Origin of the sequence: Erythrobacter sp. (genome assembly GCF_038133525.1) — a bacterium.
GTDB lineage: Bacteria > Pseudomonadota > Alphaproteobacteria > Sphingomonadales > Sphingomonadaceae > Qipengyuania.
Window position 1 is genome coordinate 1 of record NZ_JAYPTL010000004.1, and the last position, 1,471, is coordinate 1,471.

1 protein-coding gene and 1 pseudogene are annotated in these 1,471 nt (G+C 62.7%); one reads left to right on the plus strand and one right to left on the minus strand.

What is annotated here, in order from left to right:
• Window positions 1-192, minus strand: a pseudogene (locus tag AAFM29_RS01685) (acetyl-CoA C-acetyltransferase); the annotation flags it as partial.
• A 340-nt stretch (window positions 193-532) separates the two neighbouring features.
• Here AAFM29_RS01685 and AAFM29_RS01690 point away from each other — a divergent pair.
• Window positions 533-1,471, plus strand: a 939-nt coding sequence (locus AAFM29_RS01690; protein ID WP_341711087.1) for a TonB-dependent receptor plug domain-containing protein, incomplete at its 3' end; no start/stop codon positions are given.

Genomic DNA, 1,471 nt, shown 5'->3' on the forward strand with positions numbered 1-1,471 from the left:
CATCGCCTGTTCGCCGCCCTGGCTGACGCAGCCCATCACCACATCGTCGATCGCCGGCGCCTCGAGTCCCGAACGCTCCATGATCGCATCGAGCGACTTGGCGGCGAGATCCACCGGATGGACCCCGGCGAGTCGGCCACCACGGCGGCCACCGGCCGTGCGGACGGCCTCCACGATATAGGCTTCAGGCATCGGAACGAGCTCCCTTTTGAGTTTCGAATTGCCACTGGCGTTAGGTCGCTCGCAATTCCCGGTCAAGTTCCCCCCTGAGTGCGATCAGATATGTCGCACGCATACGTAGTAGCACGGCATGCGCACATCCCTAGACACAGGGTGTGATCCGGACGCAACACCGACCAAGCCAATCCCCGCCGCGACAGAGAATTACTTTGCAATGTAACTATCCCCGGATGCAGATACCGCGTTCCGCCGATGGTCGCTGTGCGGCGTCGCTGCATGTCGCGGTCCATCCATGGGGGTTCTTAAGTCCCGGTCGACTACTGATCGGGAAACGGAAGAAGGACTGAAAAGAGTGAAACTCCAGACATATTTCAAAGCCAGTGCGGCCCCGGCCGTTCTCGGTCTTGCGCTCCTGGCGCAGCCGGCGATGGCGCAGGACGCGGATGAGGGTGCTGACGAAGCTCCCGCCGCTTCCATCGTCGTTACCGGTTCGCGCATCAAGCAACCCAACCTCGAATCGGCCAGCCCGATCACGGTCGTTAGCGCGGCCGAAATCGCGCAGACCGGTACGACCCGCGTCGAAGACCTCGTCAACTCGCTGCCGCAGGTTTTTGCTGGCCAGGGTTCGAACGTTTCGAACGGCGCAACCGGTACCGCCACGCTGAACCTGCGTGGTCTGGGTTCGGAGCGCACGCTGGTCCTTCTGAACGGCCGTCGTCTCGTCCCGGGTGACCCGACCACTTCGGCTCCGGACATCAACGTCATTCCGGCTGCGCTGATCAAGCGCGTCGACGTGCTGACCGGCGGTGCTTCGTCGGTGTACGGTGCGGACGCGGTTTCGGGCGTCGTCAACTTCGTGCTCGACACCGAGTTCGAAGGCTTCAAGCTCGACACCCAGTATTCGGTCTACAGCCACAAGAACCGTGCCAATTCGGATGTTACGGGCGCACTGGATGCTCGCGGCTTCCCCTATCCCAGCGGCACCACCACTGACGGCGGCACCTTCGACGCCACGCTTGCGTTCGGCACCAGCTTCGACGACGGCCGCGGCCGTGCGATGGGTTATGTCGGCTACCGCAAGATCAAGGCCGTGAACCAAGCTCGCCGTGACTACTCGGCTTGCGCCCTCTCGGCAAACGTTGCTGGCAGCGCCCGGCAGTATAGCTGCGGTGGTTCGCTGACCGGTCCTCAGGGCACGGTGTTCTACAACGACACGATCGATTCCGATGAAGACGGAGTGCCTGATTTGTTCACGTCGACCCTCGGCCAGTTCGGTCCGAACCGCACCCTG